Annotated in this window: 20 protein-coding genes and 1 tRNA gene; 17 read left to right on the forward strand and 4 right to left on the reverse strand. The window is 70.6% G+C overall.

The window, feature by feature from the left end; genetic code table 11:
• Positions 1-27 precede the first annotated feature (27 nt).
• The 13 genes from mmsA to ABGA98_RS09370 all read left to right on the forward strand — a co-directional run bounded on the left by mmsA (position 28) and on the right by ABGA98_RS09370 (position 13,721).
• Positions 28-1,557 (forward strand): multiple monosaccharide ABC transporter ATP-binding protein, encoded by a 1,530-nt coding sequence (gene mmsA / locus ABGA98_RS09310; RefSeq protein ID WP_347617783.1) that lies wholly within the window; start codon positions 28-30, stop codon positions 1,555-1,557.
• A 5-nt stretch (positions 1,558-1,562) separates the two neighbouring features.
• Positions 1,563-2,822, forward strand: a complete 1,260-nt coding sequence (gene mmsB, locus ABGA98_RS09315) for a multiple monosaccharide ABC transporter permease (protein WP_347617784.1) — start codon at positions 1,563-1,565, stop codon at positions 2,820-2,822.
• A 34-nt stretch (positions 2,823-2,856) separates the two neighbouring features.
• Positions 2,857-3,909 (forward strand): LacI family DNA-binding transcriptional regulator, encoded by a 1,053-nt coding sequence (locus tag ABGA98_RS09320; protein WP_347617785.1) that lies wholly within the window; start codon positions 2,857-2,859, stop codon positions 3,907-3,909.
• Between the two features lie 56 nt (positions 3,910-3,965).
• Complete coding sequence (gene araB, locus ABGA98_RS09325; RefSeq protein WP_347618336.1) at positions 3,966-5,597, forward strand: ribulokinase; 1,632 nt, start codon at positions 3,966-3,968, stop codon at positions 5,595-5,597.
• Between the two features lie 68 nt (positions 5,598-5,665).
• Positions 5,666-6,349 carry an L-ribulose-5-phosphate 4-epimerase gene (locus ABGA98_RS09330; RefSeq protein ID WP_347617786.1) on the forward strand — a complete coding sequence of 228 codons (684 nt, stop codon included), beginning with the start codon at positions 5,666-5,668 and terminating at the stop codon, positions 6,347-6,349.
• Positions 6,346-7,800, forward strand: a complete 1,455-nt coding sequence (gene araA / locus ABGA98_RS09335; protein ID WP_347617787.1) for an L-arabinose isomerase — start codon at positions 6,346-6,348, stop codon at positions 7,798-7,800. Before ABGA98_RS09330 ends, araA begins: the two co-directional genes overlap by 4 nt.
• Before the next feature lie 96 nt (positions 7,801-7,896).
• Positions 7,897-9,105, forward strand: coding sequence for an FAD-binding protein (locus ABGA98_RS09340; RefSeq protein WP_347617788.1), 1,209 nt, complete (start codon positions 7,897-7,899; stop codon positions 9,103-9,105).
• Between the two features lie 89 nt (positions 9,106-9,194).
• Complete coding sequence (locus ABGA98_RS09345; RefSeq protein ID WP_347617789.1) at positions 9,195-9,977, forward strand: LLM class flavin-dependent oxidoreductase; 783 nt, start codon at positions 9,195-9,197, stop codon at positions 9,975-9,977.
• A gap of 35 nt (positions 9,978-10,012) precedes the next feature.
• On the forward strand, positions 10,013-10,405 hold the full coding sequence (locus tag ABGA98_RS09350) for a DUF3224 domain-containing protein (protein ID WP_347617790.1): 393 nt from the start codon (positions 10,013-10,015) through the stop codon (positions 10,403-10,405).
• A gap of 101 nt (positions 10,406-10,506) precedes the next feature.
• Positions 10,507-10,983, forward strand: a complete 477-nt coding sequence (locus ABGA98_RS09355) for a TetR/AcrR family transcriptional regulator C-terminal domain-containing protein (protein ID WP_347618337.1) — start codon at positions 10,507-10,509, stop codon at positions 10,981-10,983.
• A complete protein-coding gene (locus ABGA98_RS09360; protein WP_347617791.1) occupies positions 10,967-12,058 on the forward strand; it encodes a methyltransferase in 1,092 nt (363 codons plus the stop codon). The genes ABGA98_RS09355 and ABGA98_RS09360 overlap by 17 nt, the downstream gene beginning before the upstream one ends.
• 24 nt (positions 12,059-12,082) lie before the next feature.
• Complete coding sequence (locus ABGA98_RS09365; RefSeq protein ID WP_347617792.1) at positions 12,083-13,138, forward strand: 3-oxoacyl-[acyl-carrier-protein] synthase III C-terminal domain-containing protein; 1,056 nt, start codon at positions 12,083-12,085, stop codon at positions 13,136-13,138.
• Between the two features lie 40 nt (positions 13,139-13,178).
• On the forward strand, positions 13,179-13,721 hold the full coding sequence (locus ABGA98_RS09370; RefSeq protein ID WP_347617793.1) for a TIGR03086 family metal-binding protein: 543 nt from the start codon (positions 13,179-13,181) through the stop codon (positions 13,719-13,721).
• Here ABGA98_RS09370 and ABGA98_RS09375 read toward each other — a convergent pair.
• Positions 13,690-15,363: an asparagine synthase-related protein gene (locus ABGA98_RS09375; protein ID WP_347617794.1), complete on the reverse strand. Its 1,674-nt coding sequence runs from the start codon at positions 15,361-15,363 to the stop codon at positions 13,690-13,692. The two genes, ABGA98_RS09370 and ABGA98_RS09375, sit on opposite strands and share 32 nt — an antisense overlap.
• Positions 15,364-15,586: 223 nt before the next feature.
• Between ABGA98_RS09375 and ABGA98_RS09380 the strand changes: the two genes are divergently transcribed.
• Together ABGA98_RS09380 and ABGA98_RS09385 are read left to right on the forward strand one after the other, a co-directional pair.
• Complete coding sequence (locus ABGA98_RS09380) at positions 15,587-17,068, forward strand: von Willebrand factor type A domain-containing protein (RefSeq protein WP_347617795.1); 1,482 nt, start codon at positions 15,587-15,589, stop codon at positions 17,066-17,068.
• Between the two features lie 112 nt (positions 17,069-17,180).
• Positions 17,181-17,253, forward strand: a tRNA-Ala gene (locus tag ABGA98_RS09385).
• 11 nt (positions 17,254-17,264) lie between these two features.
• Here the strand turns inward: ABGA98_RS09385 and ABGA98_RS09390 are convergent.
• From ABGA98_RS09390 to ABGA98_RS09400, 3 genes are all read right to left on the reverse strand, one after another.
• On the reverse strand, positions 17,265-18,185 hold the full coding sequence (locus ABGA98_RS09390; RefSeq protein ID WP_347617796.1) for a transporter substrate-binding domain-containing protein: 921 nt from the start codon (positions 18,183-18,185) through the stop codon (positions 17,265-17,267).
• A 7-nt stretch (positions 18,186-18,192) separates the two neighbouring features.
• Positions 18,193-18,828, reverse strand: a complete 636-nt coding sequence (locus ABGA98_RS09395; RefSeq protein WP_347617797.1) for a hypothetical protein — start codon at positions 18,826-18,828, stop codon at positions 18,193-18,195.
• Between the two features lie 126 nt (positions 18,829-18,954).
• The gene (locus ABGA98_RS09400; RefSeq protein WP_347617798.1) at positions 18,955-20,208 is read right to left on the reverse strand and encodes a hypothetical protein; all 1,254 of its coding nucleotides are present in this window, start codon (positions 20,206-20,208) and stop codon (positions 18,955-18,957) included.
• A gap of 186 nt (positions 20,209-20,394) precedes the next feature.
• Here ABGA98_RS09400 and ABGA98_RS09405 point away from each other — a divergent pair, with 186 nt between their 5' ends.
• Complete coding sequence (locus ABGA98_RS09405) at positions 20,395-21,321, forward strand: NAD-dependent epimerase/dehydratase family protein (RefSeq protein WP_347617799.1); 927 nt, start codon at positions 20,395-20,397, stop codon at positions 21,319-21,321.
• Positions 21,318-22,193: a glycosyltransferase family 2 protein gene (locus ABGA98_RS09410; protein ID WP_347617800.1), complete on the forward strand. Its 876-nt coding sequence runs from the start codon at positions 21,318-21,320 to the stop codon at positions 22,191-22,193. Before ABGA98_RS09405 ends, ABGA98_RS09410 begins: the two co-directional genes overlap by 4 nt.
• Positions 22,194-22,211: the final 18 nt, after the last annotated feature.

Here is a 22,211-nt window from a genome sequence, read left to right on the forward strand (position 1 = left end):
CCTGCCCGGCGGTGAGCGAGGGGCGTAATGACCGAGCAAATCTTGCGGATGAGCGGGATCACCAAGACGTTCCCCGGCGTCAAGGCGCTGCAGGACGTCAACCTGTCCGTCCGGCGGGGCGAGATCCACGCCATCTGCGGTGAGAACGGCGCAGGCAAGTCGACGCTGATGAAGGTGCTGTCGGGCGTCTACCCGCACGGCGACTACGAGGGCGAGATCACCTTCGAGGGCCGGCGGTGCGAGTTCGGGAGCATCCGCGACAGCGAGCGCGCCGGCATCGTCATCATCCACCAGGAGCTGGCGCTCAGCCCGCAACTGTCGATCGCCGAGAACATCTTCCTCGGCAACGAGCGCGCGAGGCGCGGCCTCATCGACTGGAACCGCACCAACTACGAGGCCGCCACGCTGATGAAGCGGGTCGGGCTGCGGGAGAACCCGACCACGGCGATCGCCGACATCGGCGTGGGCAAGCAGCAGCTCGTGGAGATCGCCAAGGCGCTGGCGAAGGAGGTGAGACTGCTCATCCTCGACGAGCCCACCGCCGCGCTCAACGACGACGACTCCGCGCACCTGCTCGACCTGCTGCGCGGCCTGCGCGACGAGGGCATTACCTGCGTGATCATCTCGCACAAGCTCAACGAGGTGACCGCGATCGCCGACTCCGTCACGATCATCCGCGACGGCCGCACCATCGAGACCCTGGACATGGCCACCGACCAGGTCACGGAGGACCGCATCATCTCCGGCATGGTCGGCCGCGCGCTCGACAACCGGTTCCCGCCGCACGAGCCGACGATCGGCGACGAGGTGCTGCGCATCGAGGACTGGACGGTGCACAGCCCCAGCCAGCCCGGCAGGAAGGTGGTCGACGGCGCCGCGCTCTCGCTGCGCCGCGGCGAGATCGTCGGCCTGGCCGGGCTGATGGGCGCCGGTCGCACGGAGCTCGCGATGAGCGTCTTCGGGCGGACGTACGGCGTGCACATCACCGGCAAGATCTTCAAGGACGGCAAGCCGGTCGAGATCCGCAACGTCCAGGACGCCATCAAACACGGCATCGCCTACGCCACCGAGGACCGCAAGAGGTACGGGCTCAACCTCATCGAGGACGTCAAGCGCAACATCAGCGCCGCCGGGCTGCGCGGGATGTCCAAGCGCGGCTGGGTCGACGAGATGGAGGAATATCGCGTCGCCGAGGAGTTCCACAAGAGCATGAACATCAAGGCGCCCAGCGTGTCGAGCATCGTCGGCCAGCTGAGCGGCGGCAACCAGCAGAAGGTCGTGCTCTCCAAGTGGATCCTCACCGAGCCCGACGTGCTCATCCTCGACGAGCCCACCCGCGGCATCGACGTCGGCGCCAAGTACGAGATCTACACGATCATCAACCGCCTGGCCGACCAGGGCAAGGCCGTGCTCGTGATCTCCTCCGAGCTGCCTGAGCTGCTGGGCCTGTGCGACCGCATCTACACGCTCTCCGAGGGGCGCGTCACGGGCGAGGTGCCGCGCCGGGACGCCACGCAGGAACGCCTCATGCACCTCATGACCAAGGGACAGGAGTAGCTCACATGAGCAGCATCACGCCCGCCGACGTGGAGGTCGGCGCCAAGGGCGACGGAGGATCGCCACGGCGGCCGGGCCGGGTGTCGCTCGGCGGACTGTCGCTCAACCTGCGATCGAGCGGCATCTACATCGCCTTCGCGCTGATCGTCGCGCTGTTCTCGGTGCTGACCGACGGAGCCCTGCTCACACCGCAGAACATCTCGAACATCATCGTCCAGAACTCCTACGTGCTGATCCTCGCGATCGGGATGATCCTCGTCATCATCGCCGGGCACATCGACCTGTCCGTCGGCTCGGTGGTCGCCGTCACGGGCGGGCTGGCCGCGGTGCTCATGGTCAACATGAGCGTGCCGTGGCCGCTGGCCCTGCTCATCACGCTGGTGGCCGGAGCCCTCATCGGGGCCTGGCAGGGCTACTGGATCGCCTATTTCGGCATTCCGGCGTTCATCGTGACGCTGGCCGGCATGCTGCTGTTCCGGGCGCTGACGCTGACCGTGCTCGGCAACCAGGGCATCGGCCCGTTCCCCGACCAGGTCCGCACGCTCGCCAACGGCTTCACCAGCGGCTATCTCGGCAACATCGGCCTCGGCCCGCTCGGCGGCGCCGACCTGTTCAGCCTGCTGGTCGGCCTCTTCGCCGTCGCCGGCATGGTCGCCGCCCAGTGGCGTTCGCGCACCGCCCGCCAGGGGTACGGGCAGGTGGTCGACCCGATGGCGCTGTTCGTGGTGAAGATGGCGGCCGGCGCCGCGCTGATCCTTTTCCTCGTGGTGCAACTGGCCCGCTTCAACAACCTCCCGTGGGTGCTGGTCCTGCTGGCCGTGCTCGTGCTGGCGTACTCGCTGATGGCCGGCAGGACCGTGTTCGGCCGGCAGATCTACGCGATCGGCGGCAACCTCCAGGCGGCGGTCATGTCCGGCGTACGCGTCAAGTCGGTGGTCTTCTGGATCTTCGTGAACATGGGCGTGCTGTCGGCCATCGCCGGCATCATCTTCGCCGGCCGGCTCAACCAGGCGGGCCCCACGGCGGGCAACGCCTTCGAGCTGGACGCCATCGCGGCGGCGTTCATCGGCGGCGCGGCCGTCCAGGGCGGCGTCGGTAAGATCGTCGGCGCGATCACCGGCGGTCTGATCATGGCGGTCATCAACAACGGCATGTCCCTGATCGGCTCGCCGAGCGAGCGCGTCATGCTCGTCAAGGGCGCCGTCCTCCTCGCCGCGGTGGCCTTCGACGTGTGGACCAAGCGCAGGGCGGGCGCCACGCGCTAGCAGCGACCTGCCCGGCCGAGTGAAAGGAGAGACCGTGACGACCCCCAAACGCCGTCTGCCGGTCATGGCTGACGTGGCCAAAGAGGCGGGCGTCTCGCACCAGACGGTCTCCCGGGTGCTCAACGACCACCCGAACGTCCGGGCCGACACCCGCGCCCGCGTGGAGGAGGCGATCATCCGGCTGGGCTACCGGCGCAACCTGGTCGCCCGCGCCCTGGTCACCAAGCGGTCGAGGACGCTCGGCGTGGTGAGCTTCGACACCACGCTGTACGGCCCGGCCAGCACGATCTACGGCATCGAGCAGGCGGCCAGGAGCGCCGGCTACTTCGTCAGCATCGTCAGCCTGAAGTCGATCGACGCGGCCGGCGTCCGCGACGCCATCGACTACCTCGCCGAGCAGGGGGTCGACGGCGTGGTGGTGGTCGCGCCACAGCGCTCGGCCGCGCGTGCCCTGGAGAACCTGCCGTCCGGCATGCCGGCCGTGGCGGTCGAGGGCACCCACAGCGCGGACGTCTCCGTGGTGTGCATCGACCAGATCGAGGGCGCCAGGCTCGCCACGCGGCACCTGCTCCAGCTGGGCCACGAGACCGTGTGGCACGTCAGCGGCCCGTCCGACTGGCTGGAGACCGAGGGCCGGATGCAGGGCTGGCGCGCCGTGCTCGAGGAGGCCGGCCGGGACGTGCCCGAGCCGCTGGCCGGCGACTGGAGCCCGCGCGCCGGCTACGAGGCGGGCAAGAGCCTGGCGCGGATGGCCGGCGTCACCGCCGTCTTCGCGGCCAACGACCAGATGGCGCTCGGCGTGCTGCGCGCCCTCAGCGAGGCGGGGGTGCGCGTCCCCGACCAGATCAGCGTGGTGGGCTTCGACGACATCCCCGAGTCGGCGTTCTTCTCGCCGCCGCTCACCACGGTCAGGCAGGACTTCGACGTGGTGGGCAGGCACTGCATCGAGGTGCTGCTGCGGCAGATCGACGGGCATGTCGGCGGGCCACCCGCCGACATGCCCCTCGACGGGGGGCCCGCCGCGTACGAGCGCCTGGTCGTGCGTCCCGCCTTCGTCGTCAGGTCGAGCACCGCCCCAACTCGGTAGATGATGGGGATGCCCCCGGATAACCCCTGGAGTCCAATGTGAACGCTAACACCTACGTGGTCGGAGTGGACTTCGGCACCCTCTCAGGGCGTGCCGTCGTCGTTCGCGTGCACGACGGCGCCGAGCTGGGCAGCGCCGTCCACGAGTACACCCATCGCGTCATCGAGACGGAACTGCCCGGCTCCGGCGTACGGCTCGGCCCCGACTGGGCGCTGCAGTCGCCGCAGGACTGGATCGACGTGCTCAGAACCGCCGTGCCCGAGGCGGTCGCCGCCGCGGGCGTCGCGCCCGAGCAGGTGATCGGCATCGGCACCGACTTCACCGCCTGCACCGTGCTGCCCGCCACCGCCGACGGCACGCCGCTGTGCTTCGAGACGCCCGGCGAGCCGCACGCCTGGCCCAAGCTCTGGAAGCACCACGCCGCGCAACCCCACGCCGACCGGATCAACGACCTGGCCGCGCGCCGGGGCGAGAGCTGGCTGCCCCGCTACGGCGGCAAGATCTCCTCCGAGTGGGAGTTCGCCAAGGCCCTGCAGGTCCTCGAAGAGGCCCCCGACGTGTACGCCAGGGCCGAGCGCTGGATCGAGGCCGCCGACTGGATCATCTGGCAGCTCACCGGCGTCGAGAGCCGCAACATCTGCACCGCCGGCTACAAGGGCGTCTTCCAGGACGGCCACTACCCGTCGGAAGAGTTCCTCGCCGCGCTCAACCCCGGATTCGCCGGGTTCGCCGCCAAGCTCGCCACCGGCCAGGTGGGCGACCGGATCGGCGACAGGGCCGGCGGCGTCACGCTCGCCCCGCTCGGCGGCCTCGCCGGCCGGCTGACCGCGCGGGCCGCCGGATGGACCGGGCTGCCCGAGGGCGTGGCCGTCGCCGTCGGCAACGTGGACGCCCACGTCACCGCCGCCGCCGCGGACGCCGTACGGCCCGGCCAGATGGTGGCCATCATGGGCACCTCCACCTGCCACATCATGCCCAGCGACCGGCTCGCCGAGGTGCCCGGCATGTGCGGCGTCGTCCAGGACGGCATCGTGCCCGGCCTGTGGGGCTACGAGGCCGGGCAGTCCGCCGTCGGCGACATCTTCGCCTGGTTCGTCGACTCCTTCGGCGCGGACGGGCACGAGCAGCTCACGTCGATGGCCGAGAAGCAGGCCGTGGGGCAGCACGGGCTGGTGGCGCTCGACTGGTTCGGCGGCAACCGCTCGGTCCTCGTGGACCACAACCTCTCCGGGGTGATCGTCGGCCAGACGCTGGCCACCAGGCCGGAGGACGTCTACCGCGCGCTCATCGAGGCCACCGCGTACGGCGCCCGCATGATCGTGGAGACGTTCGAGAAGTCCGGGGTGCCGGTCGAGGAGTTCGTCGTCGCCGGCGGCCTGCTGAAGAACCCCTTCCTCATGCAGGTCTACGCCGACGTGCTGCGCCGCCCCCTGTCAGCCATCGGCTCCGACCAGGGGCCCGCGCTCGGCTCGGCCATCCACGCCGCCGTCGCCGCCGGCGCCTACCCCTCGATCGAGGAGGCGGCCGCGGCCATGGGCAAGCGCACGGAGGCCGCGTACGTGCCCGACCAGGCCCGCGCCGACGCCTACGACCGGCTCTACGCCGAATACCGCAAGCTCCACGACTTCTTCGGAGACGGACACATGCTGCACACCCTGCGCGCCATCAGGAACGAGGCCCACCCATGACCCGCGAGGGAGTGCCGTCGCCCGGAGGAGCGGCGGGAGCGGAGCGACCAGAGCGGGGGAGGGCGGCGGTGTCTGGCGACCGAGCCGCCGATCGGAGTGAGGCCATGAAAACAATCGTCGCCGGCCTGCATGCCGAGCTGGTCCGGTACGGGCTGGTGGTCTGGACCGCCGGCAACGTCTCGGGGCGGATCCCCGGCGAGGACCTGTTCGTCATCAAGCCGTCCGGCGTCTCCTACGACGAGCTGACCGCGGAGAACATGGTCGTGTGCGACCTCGACGGCAACCTCGTCGAAGGCGCGCATTCGCCGTCCAGCGACACCGCCGCGCACGCGTACGTCTACCGCAACATGCCCGACGTGGGCGGCGTCGTGCACACCCACTCCACCTACGCCTCTGCGTGGGCCGCCCGCGGCGAGGCCATCCCCTGCGTGCTGACCGCGATGGCCGACGAGTTCGGGGGCGAGATCCCGCTGGGCCCGTTCGCCCTGATCGGCGACGACTCGATCGGCCAGGGCATCGTGGAGACGCTCAAGGGCCACCGTTCGAAGGCCGTGCTCATGCAGAACCACGGTGTGTTCAGCATCGGCAAGGATCCCAAGGCCGCCGTGAAGGCGGCGGTGATGTGCGAGGACGTGGCCCGCACCGTCCACGTGGCCAGACAGCTCGGCGAGCCGCTGCCCATCCCGCAGGACGACATCGACCGCCTCTACGACCGCTATCAGAATGTCTACGGACAGAGGAGCCCGCGTTGAACATCTGGTTTCTGACCGGCAGCCAGGGACTTTACGGCGACGACACGCTGCGCCAGGTGGCCGAGCAGTCCCGGCGGATCGCCGAGCAGCTGCCCATGCCGGTGGAGTGGAAGCCGGTGCTCACGGACGCGGCGGCGATCCGGCGCATCATGCTGGAGGCCAACGCCGACGACTCGTGCGGGGGCGTGATCGCGTGGATGCACACGTTCTCGCCGGCCAAGATGTGGATCGCCGGGCTCGACGCGCTGCGCAAGCCGCTGCTGCACCTGCACACGCAGGCCAACGTGGAGCTGCCGTGGAGCTCCATCGACATGGACTTCATGAACCTCAACCAGGCCGCCCACGGCGACCGCGAGTTCGGCCACGTGCAGACGCGCCTGGGCGTTCCGCGCAAGACCGTGGCCGGACACGTCAGCGACCCGGCCGTGGCCGGGCGCGTCCTCACCTGGGTCCGCGCTGCCCGCGGCCTGGCCGAGGTGCGCACGCTGAAGCTGGCGCGCTTCGGCGACAACATGCGCGACGTGGCCGTCACCGAGGGCGACAAGGTCGAGGCGCAGCTGCGCTTCGGCGTGTCCGTCAACACCTACGGCGTCAACGACCTGGTCGAGGCCGTGGACGCCGCCGCGGACGCCGACGTGACGGCGCTGGTCAAGGAGTACGCCGAGCAGTACACCGTCGCCCCCGAGCTGCTCGGCGAGCGTCACGAGTCGCTGCGTTACGCGGCCAGGATCGAGCTGGGCCTGCGCGGCTTCCTCGAGTCCGGCGGCTTCAAGGCGTTCACGACCAACTTCGAGGACCTCGGCGGCCTGCGCCAGCTGCCCGGCCTGGCGGTGCAGCGGCTGATGGCCGACGGTTACGGCTTCGGCGGCGAGGGGGACTGGAAGACGTCGGTGCTGCTGCGCACCCTCAAGGCCATGGGGCCCGGCGGCACGTCGTTCATGGAGGACTACACCTACCATCTGACGCCCGGCCAGGAGCTCATCCTGGGCGCGCACATGCTGGAGGTCTGCCCGTCCATCGCCGCCGGCACCCCGTCGTGTGAGATCCACCCGCTGAGCATCGGCGGCAGGCAGGACCCGGTCAGGCTCGTCTTCGACGCCGAGCCCGGCCCCGGCATCGTGGTCGGCCTGGCGGACATGGGTGACAGGTTCCGGCTGGTGGCCAACGAGATCGACGTCGTGGCCCCGCCCGAGCCGCTGCCCAGGCTGCCCGTGGCCCGCGCGGTGTGGCGTCCCCGCCCCGACCTGCGCACGTCCACGGAGTCGTGGCTCACCGCGGGTGCGCCTCACCACACGGTGCTCTCCACGGCCGTCGGCCGGGACGAGCTGACCGACCTGGCCGACATGCTCGGCGTCGAGCTCGTGATCATCGACGCCGGGACGACCACCGAGCGGTTCGCCAAGGAGCTGCGCTGGAACCAGGCGTACTACCGCCTGGCCCAGGGCTTCTGACGCAGCCGACGGGCGGCGGCCTCCCCGCGCCGCCGCCCGTCGGGGCGGGCGACCCCGGCATGATCGACAGGGGACGACTGTGGCAGGGTGAGGGCCGTGACGCTGACGAACTGGGCGGGCAACACCGCATTCCGCGCTCGAGACGTGCACCATCCCACCTCCCTCGACGAGCTCCAGCGGCTCGTCGCCGCCAGCGACCGGGTGCGGGCGCTGGGCAGCGCCCATTCCTTCAACGAGGTCGCCGACGCCACCGGCGACCTCGTGGTCCTCGACCGCATGCCCGAGGCCGTGGAGATCGACAGCGCGGCGGCCACGGCCAGGGTGCCGGCGCGCATGACGTACGCGCGGCTCGCGCCCGTGCTGCACCAGGCCGGGTTCGCGCTGGCGAACATGGCCTCGCTGCCGCACATCTCGGTCGCGGGCTCCGTCGCGACCGGCACCCACGGCTCGGGGGAGGGCATCCCCGGCCTGGCCGCCGCCGTGTCCTCGCTCGACCTCGTCACCGCCGACGGCTCCGTGCCGACGCTCTCCCGCGGCGACGCCGGCTTCCCCGGCGCGGTGGTGGCGCTCGGCGCGCTCGGCGTCGTCACGTCGCTGACGCTCGACCTCGTGCCCGCCTTCGAACTGCGCCAGTACGTCCGCGAGGGGCTGCCCGCGGACGCGCTCGGCGACTTCGACGAGATCATGGCGAGCGGCTACAGCGTCAGCCTTTTCACCGACTGGCGCGACACCCGCGTCTGGCTGAAGCGCGCCGACGAGCTGACCAGCCCCGGCTGGTACGCCACCCGCCCGGCCGACGGCCCCCGCCACCCGCTGCCCGGCATGCCGGCCGGCAACTGCACGGTCCAGCTCGGCGTGCCCGGCCCGTGGCACGATCGGCTGCCGCACTTCCGCGCCGACCACCCGCCGAGCGGCGCCGGCGACGAACTGCAGTCGGAGCTGCTGCTGCCCAGGGAGCACGCGGTCAAGGCGCTGCGCGAGCTGTTCGCGATCGGTGACCGGATCCGGCCCGTCCTGCACATCTCGGAGGTGCGCACGGTCGCCGCCGACGACCTGTGGCTCAGCCCGTTCCACGGTCGTGACAGCGTGGGCATCCACTTCACCTGGGTGCGCGACGTCGCCGCGGTGCTGCCGGTGCTGAAACTGGTGGAGGAGACGCTGGCCCCGTTCGAGCCGCGGCCCCACTGGGGCAAGTTGTTCACCGTGTGGCCGCCCTGCCCGGAAAGCTTCCGCTCGCTGGTGGGGCGGCTCGACCCGGAGGGCAAGTTCGCCAACGACTTCACCCGGATACTGCTGCGGGAGTAGGAAGCCACCGGGGCTTGCGCCCCCTGATGTAGGGGATCACAGGTCCGGGGGACGATGCGCCGGGCACGGGTGTCCACGATCGTTGGACCATGAACCATCTCCCGTTCCGCTTCGGCGCGGTCGCCGGACAAGCGCCCGACGCCGCCTCGTGGACCGGCCTGGCCCGCCGGGCGGAGCGCCTGGGCTACGCCACGCTGCTGGTGCCCGACACGATCGCCACGCTCTCGCCCTTCACGGCCGCCGCCGTCGCCGCCACGGCCACGACGACCCTGCGCGTCGGCACGTACGTCGTGAGCGCCCCGTACCGGACGCCGGAGGCCGTCGCGTGGGAGACCGCGACCCTGCACACGCTCACCGGCGGCCGGTTCGAGCTGGGTCTCGGGGCGGGCCGGCCGGACGCCGAGCAGGACGCGGCCGCGCTCGGCGTCAGGTTCGGCACGCCGGGCCAGCGCATCGAGCGGATCTCCAGGACCATCGACGCGGTCAAGAACGTGCGGGTCCTGGTGGCCGCGGCCGGGACGAAGCTGCTCAGGCTGGCCGCCGGGAAGGCCGACACGGTCGCGATCGGCGTGCCGCCGCACCACCCGGAGGAGCGGGTGGCGGCGAAGCTGGACGAGCTGTACGAGCTGGCCGGCGACCGCTACGACGAACTGGAGCTCAGCATGAACCTCGCGGTCGCGGGCGGCGAGCCGCCCGGCCGGCTGTTCGGCCGTTTCGGCCGCACCGGCAGCGGGATCCTCACCGGCACGGTCGACGAGATGGCCGACGTCCTGCGGCGCCGCCGCGACCGGCTCGGGATCTCGTACGTGACGGTGAACGCCCAGTGCATGGACGCCTTCGCGCCCGTGGTCGAAAGGCTCGCCGGTACCTGACGGAACCTGACAGGTATGTCCGGCACGATGAGCCCATGACCGCCAAGGGAACCTTCGACACCGCCGGCTGGGACGCCAAGCCGCCCTTCGACGAGCGCGACGGCGTCTCGCTCGGGCTCGTGACCCTGACCAAGACCTTCCACGGAGACCTGACCGGCACCAGCGTGGTCACCATGATGGTGGCCACCACCCCCGTGGAGGACTCGCGTTCGTACGTGGCGCTGGAACGCATCGAAGGCACCCTGCACGGGCGCTCGGGCACTTTCGTCGTCCAGCACGACGCCGTCAGCGACGCGGGCGAGCAGTCGTTGCGCATCTCGGTCGTGCCCGATTCGGCGACGGGCGAGCTGCGCGGCCTCAGGGGTGAAATGGGCATCGTCATCGCCCCCGACGGCGGCCACTCCTACACCTTCGACTACCGGCTCTGATCCACCCCGGCGCAGGCGCAGGCGGCCGGTGACGTGGCGGGGCCGCATGACCGGCCTCCAGGCGCGGGTGCGGGTGCGGGCGGAGAGTGCCGGTGAAGCTCATGCCCCCGTGCCGCTCCCGCTCGGCGGGGATAGGCCTCAGAGCGCCGGACGCGTTCCATGATCCTGGCCACCATCTGGTGCTCGGCGCGCAGCGTGGCCAGCACCTCGGCCAGCTCGGGGTGCTCGTCGCCGAGGTGCGGTGGTCGCCGTCGAGCGCGGGGCTGACGATCGAGCAGGCGATGGACGCCTACCGGATCATCTGGCACTACACCGCGGGCGAGATCGCCGCGCGAGCGGCAGCGGCGAAGAGGCGCGAGGATGGGAGCATGACGTACCGGGACCGCGTGTTCGCCGAGCTGGACGCGCGGGAATACGCCCGCCTCAGCGAGGTGGGCCGGCGGTGGGCCGGGCTGACCGCGCGCGACACGTACGAACAGGGGCTGCGCGCGCTGGTGAGAGGGCTCCTGCCCGCAAAAACAGTGGCCGCGCGGGCGCGGTCCGTGAGACGGTCGGGTTCTGATGATCAATTGGAGTGAGGCGGGACAGGAACGATCGGCGCCGTGGCGCACGGCGCTGGGCGCGCCGCCGCCGGCGCGCGTGGTGGTCGCCGACGACCGTATGAAGGCCGACACCGCCTACCGGCTGGCCTGCGAGGGCACCGCGCTGCTGTGGCAGGGTGACTTCCAGAACGCCCGGCAGCTCCTGCGCGCCATGGGCCGCCGCTGCAAGCCGGCCGCGCCCGGCAGCGGCTTCCACCGCTACCGCCAGGCGCAGTCCCAGCGCGCCCGCACGCTCGGCATGTTGCTCATCCCGTACGCCGCCGGCCACGTGGTGCCGCTGCGCCGGGCGCCGGACGTGCGGGAGGCGTGCACCGAGGCGTACGGCGCAGACGCCCGTCCCGCGGTCGGCCAGCTGCGCGAGCTTCTCGGCGTGATCGGCGCCCACGAATGGCGCAAGAAGGGCGTGTACGTCCCGGCGCTCGGCGCGCGCATCCACCCCCATCACGGCGTCTTCTCCCCGATCAGGGGCGAATATGTCGATCTCATTGCCGAGGCGCCGCTGCCCGGCGACCGGCTGGCGTTCGACGTCGGCACGGGCACGGGCGTGCTGGCGGCCGTGCTGGCCAGGCGCGGTGTCCGCCACGTCGTCGCCACCGACCTCGACGAGCGGGCCGTCGCCTGCGCCGGCGCCAACATCGCCCGGCTGGGCCTGGCCGAGCAGGTGGAGATCGTGCGCACCGACCTGTTCCCGCCCGGACGCGCCCCGCTCATCGTCTGCAACCCGCCGTGGTTGCCCGCCAAGCCGGTCTCCCCGCTCGACCACGCCGTCTACGACCCCGGCGGGCGGATGACGCGCGGGTTCCTCGACGGCCTGGCCGGGCATCTGGAACCGGCGGGCGAGGGCTGGCTTGTCCTGTCCGACCTCGCCGAGCACCTGGGCCTGCGCACGCGCGCCGCGCTGCTGGCCTGGTTCGAGGAGGCGGGGCTGCGCGTGGTGGACCGCATGGACGCCGCGCCGCGGCATGACCGGCCGAAGGACGAGAACGACCCGCTGCACGCGGCTCGCGCCGCCGAGACGACCTCCCTGTGGCGGCTGACCCCGCTGACCTGAAGGAGGCGGCGGGAGCGGGCCGGCATGTTAGCCAGGGCCGCTCAGCGGCAGGAGATGTCCATGCATATTTCGGGGGTACAGATCGTTTTCCCTGATCACCGCTACGAGCAGGCGGAGATCACCGAGGCGTTCTCCCGGCTGACGGAGTGCGATGAGGAACTGCTGCGGCGCTTCCACACCGCGACCGGTGTGGAGGGCCGCAATCTCGCGCTCGCGCTGGCCGACTATCCCAAGCTCGACTCCTTCTCCCGCGCGAACGACGCGTACGTCGAAGCCGCCCTCGATCTCGGCGAGCAGGCGATGCGGGCCGCGCTCAAGAAGGCCGACCAGCGCCCTGAGAAGATCGATCACCTGCTGTTCTGCTCGACCACCGGCCTGGCCACCCCTTCGCTCGACGCGAGGCTGGCCCAGCGGGTGGGCCTGCGGCCGGACGTCAAGCGGGCGCCGGTGTTCGGGCTCGGCTGCGCGGCGGGCGCGTCCGGCCTGTCCCGCCTGTACGACTACCTGCGCGGCTGGCCGGACCACGTCGCGATGCTGGTCTGCGTGGAGTTGTGCTCGCTGACGATCCAGCGCGACGACACCTCGATCGCGAACCTGGTCGCGAGCGGCCTCTTCGGCGACGGAGCGGCGGCCGTCGTGGCGACGGGGCGCGGTCAGGGCCCCGAGGTCGTCGCCACCCGCAGCAGGCTCTATCCCGGCACCGAGCACCTCATGGGCTGGACCGTCGGCGACCACGGCTTCCGGATCATGCTGGACCCCGAGCTGACCGCGTTCGTCGAGCAGGTGCTGGCCGCCGACATCAAGGCCTTCCTCGCCGACTACGGCCTGACCCCCGAGCAGGTCGCCACCTGGGTCTGCCACCCGGGCGGTCCGAGGGTCATCGACAAGATCGTGGAAACCCTCGGCCTGCCGCCCAGGGCGCTCGACGTGACGTGGCGGTCGCTGCGCGAGCACGGCAACCTGTCGTCGGTGTCGGTGCTCCACGTCCTCCAGGAGACGCGCGGCCGGCCCGGCACGCCCGCCGTGCTCATGGCGCTGGGCCCGGGGTTCTCCGCCGAACTGCTCCTGCTGCACTGGTGATGCGCGTGGAGGGCGCGGCGGCGCTGGCAAACTGTACGTCATGAACGAGACGCTGACGATGCTGCGTGGCGCGGCCGAACGCACGTCGAAGCTGGTCACCGAGATCGGCGAGGACGAGTTCGCGCTGCCCACCCCTTGCGCCGACTACGACGTGAAAGCGCTGATCAACCACCTGGAGTGGGGCGCCAGCCTGTTCGAGTCGCTGGCCCAGGACGGCGAGTTCCTGCCGCAGAAGGAATACACCGGTGACTTCCCCGACCGGGTCGAGCGGATGCTGGCCGTCTGGGCGCGGCCGGAGTCGTGGGAGGGCGTCAGCCAGGGCATGGGCCTGCCGAAGAGTGTGCTGGCCCATATGGCGCTGACCGACCTGGTGGCCCACGGGTGGGATCTCGCCCGCGCGACGGGGAGGATTTACGAGGTGGAGGAGGAGACGGCGGCCGCGCTGCTGGCATTCGCCCAGCAGATGGCGCCGACGGGCCGCGAGCGCGGTGCGTTCGGCGAGGAGGTGCCGGTGCCGGAGAGCGCGCCCGTGTTCGACCGTCTCCTCGGCGTCATCGGGCGGGATCCGGCCTGGAGACCGTGATCTGTTCCAGCCCTTCGGGCTCCTTGCCGGGATAGAGGCCGGTGAGCAGGGTGCTGACGGTGTAGAGGTGCCAGGCCTGGGCCGGTTTCCTGACCACGGGGTCGGCGAAGAGCGCGCGCACCTCGTCCGGGTTCACGACGGGGGTCAGGGCGTCCAGGTTGCCGAGCACCTGCGTGCGCAGGATGTCCGTCAGCGCGGGTCCGGGGCTGGTGCGCCAGCTCCACCCGCCGCCGGTCTTCGCGGTGGGCATGTGCCCGGCGGGCAGGCGGGACCAGGGCCACCGCTTGGTCATCCCCTCCGCGAACCGCCACGGTTTCCCTTCGATCGGCACATCGCGCAGCTGAGGGGCGAAGCGCAGGATGAGGTCATAGATCACTTCTTCGGACAGGCGCCAGCCCTGGTCCAGGCTCAGCGCCGCGCGCACCACCCGGTTGTCCAGGAACGGCCGCACCGGGTCGCCGCGCCGCAGCGACCCCGCGCGGGCGCTGGCCTGCCAGCGGCCCACTTTGTACCAGATGTAGATGTGGTCGAGGGCCTCCAGCCGGTCAGGCCTGGCCAGCCACGGCCTGGCCAGCTCGCGTGCGTGCTCGTTGGCCTCCGCCGTGAACAACTTCTCGTCCTTGGCGAAGGTGGTGGTGATGCGCCGCTGCAGCGCCTTGTCGCCGAGGTCGGTCTGGAGCAGGTTCAGGCTGCCCGCGCGCAGCGTCTCACCGCTCTGCCCTGACATGGTGGGCTTGCCGGAATACGGCAGGTAGCTGACGATCGACTCGTACGCCGACGTCATGCCCTCGCACGTGCGCAGCGTCTCCCAGGCCCGGCTCAGCGGGTGCTCCACCAGTACGGCGTCCTTCTGGGCGGTCTGCTGGGGAGCGATGACGGTGTGCTCGACCTTCAGCCGGGCCGCGATCTGCCGGGCGATGATCACGTCGGGGTGGCTGTCGAGCCCGTTCGTCGTCACCCGGAACGGCACCCGCGCCGCGTGCAGCAGCGCCGCCAGGATGCGGGTGTCGCGCCCGCCGGTCAGCGCCAGGTTGACCGGCTCGCTCAGGTCGCGCAGCGGCGCGACGGTGGCCAGCAGCGCCTCCGCCAGCTCGCCGGTCGCCGCCCGCTTGGCCCGCGCCGACGCGGGCGCCGGCGCCGCCTCCGGCAGCGGGGTCTCGGCGATGGCGCGCCGCCCGTCCCGGACGTCGAGCCGCGCGTTCGGCCGCAGCGCCGTCACCCCCTTGTACGGCGTCTCGTCCGACAGGAAGAACCCCTGCCTGATCATGGTCTGCAGGGCGAGCACGTCGTGTTCGATCCGGTCGACCGGCTGGGCCGCCAGGTGCACGAGCAGAGCGCGGCTGCCGACGACGTGCAGGTCGGGCGTCTCGGCGTAGAAGACGGGGCACACCCGGTTGACGGCGGTGCTCGCGGTCAGCTCGCCGTCGCGGGCGATCCACGCGGAGAAGCAGCCGCCCACTCCGTCGCCGGGCAGCCTGGTCACGTCGGCCGGATCGGCCAGGTGGCCGTTCAGCCCGATGACCCGGCCGTCGTGCTCGGAGATCAGCGGCGGCTGCCGCGTGTCGTCGGGTTCGTTCGTCCACGCGAGCAGCGACACGCCCCTGCCGTGCCATTCCCGTGCGCGGATGACGTCGGCGGGCACCGGAAAGGCCGTTTCGATAACGGTCCTGACCCTGCTCAGGACATCAGCGGGAATGTCATGTCGCTTCGCGGCCAAACCCAGATACACGCGCACGGCGTCATGCCTACCTCAAATACACCATTTGTCACAACTGATCACGCGACGGTCGCGGTTTGCGCTCGCTTACGTCACCGGCCCGGCCACTGCTGGATCGATTCCGTCGTACGGGGCGGAGGTGGAAGTGATGAAGTTTCGTCCCATGGTGGCCGGCGTCGGGCTGGTGACCGTACTGACCCTCGCCGCCTGCGGTGGCCCAGGCGGCTCGGCGGACGGGGAACGGGCGGCGCAATCGGTGGGCAGTGCCGACCGGCGGCCGGCCCCGTCGGCGACACGGACGGCGAACGCCGAGGAGGACGGCGACAAGGACACCACCACGGCGCAGATCTCCACGTTCGCCCTGGACGTGGACACCGCGTCGTACGGCTACGCCCGCCGTACCCTGCAGGAGGGCCGCTGGCCCGCGCCCGCCGAGATCCGTCCCGAAGAGTGGGTCAACGCGTTCAGGCAGGACTACGCGCAGCCGTCAGGCGACGGTTTCACCGTGCACGTGGACGGCGCGAAGCTGCCGTCCCGCGACGAGGCGGTCATGCGCGTGGGACTGCAGACGCGCGGCACCGACGCCGCCCAGCGGCGGCCCGCCAACCTCACGTTCGTCGTCGACGTGTCCGGCTCGATGGCCGAACCGGGCAGGCTCGACCTCGTCAAGTCGGCCCTGAACAAGCTGCTCGACCAGCTCGCGCCCGGCGACCAGGTGTCGATCGTGGCGTTCAGCGACGAGGCCACCGTGCTGGCCTCGATGACCCCGCTGACCGCCAGGGAGGAACTGCGCGAGGCCGTGGACCAGCTGGCCGTCGACGGCGGCACCAACCTGGAGAGCGGCCTGGTCGCCGGCTACGAGGAGGCGTCCAAGGCGTTCAGGACCGCCGCCACGAACCGGGTCATCCTGCTCTCCGACGGCCTGGCCAACCAGGGCAGCACCGAGTGGCAGGCCATCCTCGACCGGGTCGAGGAACACGCGGGCAAGCAGGTCACGCTGCTCACCGTCGGCGTCGGCAGGGACTACGGGGACGAGCTCATGGAGCAGCTCGCCGACAACGGCGACGGCATGGCCGTCTACGTCAGCTCCCAGGAGGAGGCCGACAAGATCTTCACCACGCAGCTGCCCGCCACCATCGAGTTGCGGGCGCGCGATGCCAAGGCGCAGGTCGTGTTCAACCCCTCCGTGGTGGAGAGCTACCGGCTCGTCGGGTACGAGAACCGCGCGCTGGACGCCGACGAGTTCCGCGACGACACCCGCGACGGCGGCGAGATCGGACCGGGCCACTCCGTCACCGCGCTGTACGCGTTGCGGCTCAAGCCCGGCGCCAAGGGCCAGCTCGCCCAGGCCACCGTGCGCTGGCAGGACCCCGACACCAGGGCCGCATCCGAGGAGAGCGCGTCGTTGCGGGCGGACGATCTGGCCGGGTCGGTGTGGGACGAGGCGCCGGTCCGGCTCCAGGTGGACGTAATCGTCGCCGCGTTCGCCGGCTACCTGCGGGACAAGAAGGCGTTCGGCCTGGACCTGTCCACGCTCGGGGAGCACGCCTCCCGGCTGGCCACCGACTCCGAGGACCCGATGGTGGCGGAGCTCGCCACGCTCATCGAGAAGGCCAGGTCGGTCGGCTGACCACCCGGGGCCGGTTCGGCGTCACGGGCGCACGCCGAGCCGGTCCCCTGTTCCGCCGGATGTATGCGTGCTTGGGCGGTCGGGAAGTCGGCTACACTCGTACACGCGACAAGGGGCTATGGCGCAGTTGGTAGCGCGCCTCCATGGCATGGAGGAGGTCTGGGGTTCGAATCCCCATAGCTCCACCCACATCGTCCTAGGCGGGGGCTGCAAGCGCGTTCCCGTCGGCGCAACGGTCGGCGTTGATCGTCTTCGGCTCGAACTTTTCCCTGATCTGTTCGTCGGTCAGATGAGGGTTGCCGGGCGCCAGTCTCAGATATTCATCGATGAGCTGGCCTCGCAGGTCGGCGAGCCAGTCGTTGCTCCTGACATATGTGTCGATGGCGCTCACCAGGCGCCGGCACGCTTCGCCATGATCTTTGTGCAGCGCTATCGAGATGTGCTGCTGCCTTCCTAACGGCAGGTCGGGCACCCGGAAGAGGGATTTTCCCGTCTCCCTGCTGACATTCTCACTCTGGGTGGTGAATCCCATGAGGATGATCCGGTCTGTGCTGTAGGCGTAGGCCTCCTTGTTCCTGACCTTCTCGACGCACGTTTCCGGGGTCGAGACGGAGGTGAGATGCAGGCCGGTGGAGTTCTGCAGCACCTTCATTGTTTCGTCGGCCGTGGTGCCCTCCACCGTGCATATGGTCTTGCCGACGAGGTCGGGGACCTTGTGGACCGGCTCGGCGTCGGCAAGGGTCAGCAGCCCGATGTCGGTCCGCAGATAGGAGCGGGCAAGCCGGAACTTGACCGCCCTGAGGTCGCTGTCGGAGATCATCCCCATCACCATGTGGACTTTCCCGTTGCTCAGCGCGGTCTCCCAGTTGCTCGTCCATACAGGAGTGGGTGCCGACTCCCGGACGCCCGCGTGCTTCAGTATCTTGCTCCGAGCCTGTGCCTCGAAGCCCACCGGAAGGTGGCTGTTCACCGGAGACAGACCTGGGTACAGTTTGACGCCCACCGAGACGATGTCGGCGTCCAGGGGCGGAGGAGGCGCCGCAGCCCCGCAGGCGGTCACGAGGAGAAGCGCCGCCGCGAGAATGCTGATACTCCGTGAGGGCTTACCGGACTTCATCTGGACCTCACCGATGGAGTGTGACGTTTTTCGTGTTGATGGATATCGAGCAGTTCTGTGTGGAGATCAGCTCCATGGACAAGGTGACCCGGCTCGTGTTCTCGGCTATCTCGAACTCGGCGAAATCCCCATTGCCGAAGTCCTCCTTCTTCTCGTTCGGCTGACGGCCGTCCATCAGAACATCGACCCGGTTGTTCGGGCAGGACCCCAACCCCTTCGCGGGGTCTGTGTACGACACGGGAACACGCAGCCGCGTATATCCAGGTTCGAAGCGAACCTCCGCCTCGGCCGTGCGACCCTGGTCGAGGGGGTTGAGAGACCAGTTCACGGCCACGGGGTGGCCCTCCGCGCTGGCGACCGCCCGGAAGATCCCGTGGGCTGCCAGGCCGGCCAGGGCCGGGGTGACGACAGTGAAGATCACGATGGCCAGGGTCGCGGGAGGCGGGTCCAGCAACGGTTTGCGAATAATGACGAGCACGGCGGCGGCCAGTGCGGCATATCCGACAAACAGAGCGGCCAGGTCCAAATCCAGCCAACCTGGACCGGCCGCTATGCCGAGGAGAACTGCAAGGAGATGAACCGCTCCGACGATGAGGGTGTCTCTCCGCTTTACGCCACCCTCGGCCGGTTGGTGGGCGTCCATGGGGAGATGCTAAGTCCTCACCTCTCACGCCGCGCGGGACCCCGACAATTTCGGGACTTGAAAAGGAGCGGCGTTATGCACGCTTCCGGTGCGCACATATTGTCGGAGGGGTGAGCGGCCCAGGCATCACCGCCGGCCGTTCACCGCCGGCTCATGACCATCCGAAAGCCCTTGCACGCCGGCCGCCGAACCGGTCGCGGGCACGCCCCGCTCCCGCCAGGGCAGGGCGTATACCAGCGCGGCGATGACGGCGAGCGACGAGAACACCCACACCCGGTGGGCCGTTCCCCATTCCATGCCCGTCAGGAAGTAGATCAGGTGCAGGTAGCCGACCGTCACCCACAGGCTCGTGAGCGTGATGGCGCTCCATGCTCCGCGCGGCGGCCGGGCGAGGAGATAGGGCAGCGGCCAGAGCAGATACTGGGCGCCCAGGCGGTAGGTCACGATGAGGAAGACCAGGAGCAGGGCGAGGGTCAGCACCTCAGGCTCGGCCCGCCGCCACCACCAGAGCGCGGCCAGGAGCGCGGCGGCCAGGATGACCAGGCCGACCCGGCCGAAGGCGGGCGAGACGATCTGCTCGCCGCCGGTCGCCACGGCCGTCCAGCCCCAGTCGCCGACCACCGGGCGGGTCGACATGATGGCGCGCACCAGGGCGGGCAGCTCGGTGACCGCGGTGTCGAGGAAGACCGCACTGCTGGCCAGCATGGCGAGGGGCGCCACCACGGTCCAGACGAGCACCGTGACCCGCCGGCGCAGGCCGGGCACCGCCAGCACGACACCCGGCACGAGCAGCAGCGACCAGTGGGTGCACGACACCGACAGGCCGATGAGCAGCCCCGCGAGCTGGACGCGACCGCTGCGGGCGGCCAGGAGCGCGGCCACGCCGAACAGCAGCGTGATCGGCGGGAACTGCCCGTGCAGCCCGCTCACCAGGACGCCGAGGGGCAGGCACGCGTACTGGAAGCCGCGCAGCGCCCCGCGCTCGGCCGCGAGCCTGCTGATGAGGGGGATGAGCGCGAGATCGGCGACGATCGGGACGATCCGGCCGGCGACGGCCCACGACAGCCCCAGCGTCTCTCCCAGCTCCTGCTGCCCGGCCAGCACGTAGGCGAGCAGCGGCAGGAAATGCCAGCCCCCCTCACGCAGGTGCATCGTCGGGTTGAGCCCGTCGAGCACCGCGTTGGCGGCGTCGCGGAAGTCGTGCTCGAAGTCGTAGGGCTGGACGGCCATCTGGGGGGCCAGCAGCATGGTGAGCACGCGCAGCACCGCTCCGGCGCAGAGCGCCATCCACAACGGCGGGGCCCAGCCCTTGCGCTGGGCGAGCACCGCCAGAGCGAAACCGACGGCCAACGGCGGCCCCAACATCACTTCGGGGGTCACCGGCACTCCATGGGGTGGCTCCGATCTCGGCTGTCACGATCAGGATGAAGAAAACCGTAGCCTACGTTAAGTGCGCGACGGCTCCGTGTGACGTGTCTGAACACCCCCAACGTGGGCAGCCGGATTGAGCGAATCTACAGGTTGCGCCGGTAGGGTCTCCAGAACGTCAAGCGAAAGGAGCGGCGAATGTCGGAGTTCGCCGGAGCTCGTGTGCTGGTCACGGGAGGGTCAGGCTTCATCGGCAGACGCCTGGTCGCGGCTCTGCTCGCAGAAGGTGCCGAGGTCGTGGTGGCCGATCTGAACGCCCATCCCGACCCCGCGGTGCGCTCTGTGGTGGGAGATCTGCGCGACCCTGCGGTCCGCGGTGCGGCCGTGTCCGCGGGGCTCGACGGCGTCGTGCACCTCGCGGCGGTCACGTCGGTGTTGCGCTCGGTCGAGGACCCCACCGGAACCTATGAGGTGAACGTCGCGGCGACCGCGGGGTTGCTCGAACTCGCCCGCGAGCGGGAGGTGCCCAGATTCACGTTCGCGTCCACCAACGCCGTGACGGGCGACGTGGGCAGCGCGCCCATCACCGAATGGCAGGCGCTGCGCCCGCTCACCCCCTACGGCGCGACCAAGGCCGCGGGCGAGATGTTGCTGAGCGCCTACTCCGGCGTCTATGGCATGCAGACCTGCGCGCTGCGTTTCGCCAACGTCTACGGCCAGGGGATGCGTCACAAGGACAGCTTCGTGCCCCGGCTGATGCGCGCCGCCGCCGAGGACGCCGGCGTACAGGTGTACGGCGACGGCACCCAGCTGCGCGACTACGTCCATGTGGACGACATCGTCCAAGCCGTCCAGGTGACCTGGCGCACGGGCCACAACGGCCCTCTGGTGGTCGGCTCGGGGCGCTCGGTGAGCGTGAACGAGCTGATCGAGGCGGCCCGCGAGGTCACCGGGGCGCCGATCCCGGTCGAGCACGTCGCCGCCAAGCAAGGAGAGATGCCGGCGGTCGTGCTCGACACGTCGCTGGCCAAGACACTCGGGTACGAACCGCGGCACGATCTGACCACCGGCCTGCCGACCGTGTGGCCGGACTTCGTGCCGGGTGGTGTGGAGGGCCTGGCATGACCGCCGATCACCTGGCGAAGACCGACGCGCGGATCGACGCCGCCGCGATGGCGGAGTTCACCGCCGAGTACGGCGGCGACCTTCCCCCCATCGCGATCGTCATCGCCGCCTACAACGAAGAACGCGGCATCGGCGACGTGGTCAGCGCGATCCCGGCCGTCATCGCCGGGCACGAGACGGCGACCGTCGTGGTCGTCGACGGCGCATCCGACGACACGGCGGCCGTGGCCCGCAAGGCCGGCGCGCTGGTCTGTGACGTCCCCGTCAACCGCGGGCAGGGCGCGGCCCTGCGGCTCGGCTACCGCATCGCCAGGGCGGGCGGCGCCCGCTACATCGTGACCACCGACGCCGACGGGCAGTACGACCCGGCCGACATCGAGCGCATCCTCTCTCCCGTGGTGAGGGGGGAGGCCGACTTCGTCACCGGCTCGCGGGTGCTGGGGCACCAGGAGACCTACGACCGCGTGCGCCGCCTTGGCGTGCACGTCTTCGCCCGGATGATCAGTCTGCTGACCGGGCAGCGCATCACCGACACCTCCTTCGGCATGCGCGCGATGCGTGCCGAGGTCACCGGGGCCGTCACGCTGAAGCAGCCTCAGTACCAGTCGTCCGAGCTGCTCATCGGCGTCATCTCGCGGGGCTACAAGGTGCTGGAGGTGCCGGCGACGATGCGGTTGCGGGTCGCCGGCACGACCAAGAAGGGCGGCAACCTGGTCTACGGCTACCGCTATTTGCGCGTGGTGCTCGGCACCTGGCTCCGGGAGCGCCGCGGCACAGCGCGGTCAGGGTCCTCGGCGCCGTCCGCGGCCGCCTCGCCTTCTTCGTCCGCCTCGCCGGCGGAGCCCGCCCGGGGGTCGGCGAAGACGAAGTAGTGGAAGAAGCAGAACTTC

It is taken from the genome of Nonomuraea sp. B1E8, from assembly GCF_039871515.1.
GTDB lineage: Bacteria > Actinomycetota > Actinomycetes > Streptosporangiales > Streptosporangiaceae > Nonomuraea.